Genomic DNA, 2,998 nt, shown 5'->3' with positions numbered 1-2,998 from the left:
GCCCCGCACGGCCCCGCCCTCATCAGCTCGCTCTCCTTCAACCACCCGACGTACCACCTGATGAAGGCCGAGCAGGGCTGGTTCCACCTGGAGATCAGCGGCGAGGTGCTGCTGGGCGACCCGTCCGCCGTCCGGGCGGTCTACCCGGACACCGTGCTCCACCTCGAGGGCATGCGCGCCGGCCCCGTCGGCATGCTCATGGCCCGCTACCAGGACCCGGACACCGTCTACCGGGGCATCGAGGCGCTGAACGCACTCGGCGTGGGCGTCCACGACGTGCACCAGTGGTACGTGGACCGGCGGGTCGACCTGGTGCGCGCCACCGCCCGCACCACCGATCCGCTCGGCCTGATCAACCCCGGCCACCTCCTCAGCGCCTGAAAGGGAGCCAGCCTTGGCCCTCACCCGTTTCACCGACCTCACCGCCCCCGACGTGGCCGGGCTGAGCGCCGACACCGTCGCCGTGCTGCCGGTCGGCGCCATCGAACAGCACGGACCCCATCTCCCCGTGGCGACCGACCACATCGTGGCGGAGGCGGTCGCCGCGGGCGCGGCCCAGGCCGCCGCCGACACCTGCGACATCACCCTGCTGCCCGGCCTCGCCTACGCCAAGTCCGACGAACACGCCTGGTCCCCCGGCACCCTGTGGCTGAGTGCCAGCACCCTCTTCGCGGTGCTGGACGACATCGGCCGGTCGCTGGCCGCCGGCCCCGTGCGCCGGATCGCGTTCCTCAACGCGCACGGCGGCAACAGCGCGCTGCTCGCGGTCGCCCTGCGCGAGCTGCGCACCAGGCACGGCCTGGCCACGTTCCTGCTGCACGCCTCGCTGCCCGCAGACCAGGGCGGGACCTCACCGGCGGCCGAGCACGGCATGGGCGTGCACGGCGGCCACAACGAGACCTCCGCCCTGCTCCACCTGCGGCCCGACCTGGTCCGCATGGACCTCGCCCGCCGCAGCGTCCCCGAGCACCTGACCGACTACGAGTACATCGGCTTCGGCAAGCCGGTCGCGTTCGGCTGGACCAGCGACGACTTCGCCACGGCCGACGGCGTCATCGGCGACCCCACGGGCGCCACCCCGGAACTCGGCCGCACGCTCGTCGACGCCGCCGTGGCCCGCGCCGCCGCCGCGCTGCGCGAGTGCGCCCGCTTCCGTCCCGCGCCCCGTCCGGCCACCTAGGAGCCCCCATGTCCACGCCCCCGCTGCTCAAGCCGCTGAACGAGATCACCGCCCACCACATCACCGCCGGCGACACGGTCAGACTCGCCGTCCTCACCGGCCCCCGGGACGGCTCGCCGACCACCGTCGTCTTCGAGATATGGGAACCCGGCGGCGCCCAGCCGTTCAACTCGCACACCGACTCGGTCGAGACGTTCGTGGTCCTGTCCGGGCACGGCCGCGCCGAGAGCGACGAGCACACCCGCGACCTGGCACCCGGCGACGTCCTGGTACTGCCCGCCGGATCCCGGCACCGGATCACCAACACCTCCGCCACCGAGCGGCTCTACACCCTGACCGTCATGTCCCCCGACGAGGGCTTCGCCGAACTGATCGAGAACGGCCCGGCCACCGTCCTGGACAAGGACGACCTGGCCGTGCTCCGGGCCCGGTGAACGGCCCCGTGACCAGCCCCATGACCGACGCGGACGCGGACGCGGACGCGGACACGGACGACGGACTCCTCGGTGCCTTCTGGTCGTACGAGCGGGCCCTGGCCGCCGACGACGTCGCGGCCCTGGACCACTGGTTCCTCGACGCCCCCGACACCCTGCGCGCCGAGGGCACCACGGTCCTGACCGGCCACCAGGCCATCGCGGACTTCCGCCGCGGGCGCGCCGGCGCCCCCGCCCGCACGGTGGAGCGCGTGCACACGACCCCGGTCTCACCCGGCGCCGCCGTGGTGATCGCCGAAACCCGCAGGGCCGACGGCTCCCGGGGGCTGCAGACCCAGGTCTGGCAGCGGACGGACGCCGGCTGGCGGGTCCGCGCCGCCCACGTCAGCGCCGTCCCGCGCCGCGTCCCGGAGCCGGGGCCCGACCCGGCCGTCTGGCGCGTCAGCGGCGAGCCCCTCGCCACGGGCGCGCCGGAAGGACCCCTGTCGGGAGTCCGCGTCGCCGTCAAGGACCTCTTCGCCGTGGCCGGCCACCCCGTCGGGGCCGGCACCCCCAGGTGGCTCGCGGAAGCCCCCACCGAGAACCGCCATGCCGACGCCGTACAGGCCCTGCTGGACGCGGGGGCCGAACTGGCCGGCATCGCCCACACCGACGAACTCGCCTTCAGCCTCGCCGGAACCAACGCCCACTACGGCACCCCGGCCAACCCAGCGGCCCCCGGCCACGTCACCGGCGGTTCGAGCAGCGGCCCGGCCGCGGCCGTGGCCCGCGGCTGGGCCGACCTGGGCCTGGCGACCGACACCGCGGGCTCCATCCGCGTGCCCGCCTCGTACTGCGGGCTCCACGGCTGGCGGCCCACCCACGGTGCCGTGCCGACCCGCGGGCTCCTCCCGCTGGCCCCCGCGTTCGACACCGCGGGACTGCTGGCCCGCGGAGCGGACCTGCTGCGCACCGCCGCCGGAACGCTGTTGCCGAACAGCGCGGACGCCGCCTCGCCCGTCCGCGTGCTGGCCGTCGACGACCGCCTCACGGCGCTCGCCGAGCCCGGGGTCCGCGCCTCCTTCGAGGCGGCCTGCCGCGCCCTCACCCTGCGGACCGGACTGCCCCTGACCCGCCTCGCCCTACCGGGCGCCGAACGGCTCGACGCCTGGTTCGCCGCCTTCCGAACCGTCCAGGCCGCGCAAGCGTGGGAACGCCACGGCGCCTGGATCGACCGCCACCCCGGGGCGCTGGCACCGGACGTCGCCGCCCGCTTCGCCGCCGGGCGGGAGGTGACGCCCGCCCGGCTCGCCGGCGCCGAACGGGAGTTGGACGAGGCCCGCTCCCTGATCACCGCCGCGCTCCCGCCGGGAACCGCGCTGCTGCTCCCCGCCGCCAGCAGCCC

Annotated in this window: 4 protein-coding genes; all 4 read left to right on the top strand. The window is 75.6% G+C overall.

Annotated elements, in window-relative coordinates; all coding sequences use genetic code 11:
* Positions 1 to 381: hypothetical protein (locus E1283_RS37765; RefSeq protein ID WP_207930653.1), on the top strand; the 381-nt coding region annotated here is incomplete at its 5' end.
* A gap of 13 nt (positions 382 to 394) precedes the next feature.
* Complete coding sequence (locus E1283_RS34490; protein ID WP_132822108.1) at positions 395 to 1,180, top strand: creatininase family protein; 786 nt, start codon at positions 395 to 397, stop codon at positions 1,178 to 1,180.
* Between the two features lie 8 nt (positions 1,181 to 1,188).
* Positions 1,189 to 1,614, top strand: a complete 426-nt coding sequence (locus E1283_RS34485; protein WP_132822107.1) for a cupin domain-containing protein — start codon at positions 1,189 to 1,191, stop codon at positions 1,612 to 1,614.
* A gap of 8 nt (positions 1,615 to 1,622) precedes the next feature.
* Positions 1,623 to 2,998: AtzH-like domain-containing protein (locus E1283_RS34480; protein WP_207930652.1), on the top strand; the 1,376-nt coding region annotated here is incomplete at its 3' end.

Origin of the sequence: Streptomyces hainanensis (genome assembly GCF_004348415.1) — a bacterium.
GTDB classification, from domain to species: Bacteria; Actinomycetota; Actinomycetes; order Streptomycetales; family Streptomycetaceae; genus Streptomyces; species Streptomyces hainanensis.
This window is presented reverse-complemented; position numbering and strand designations above follow the sequence as displayed.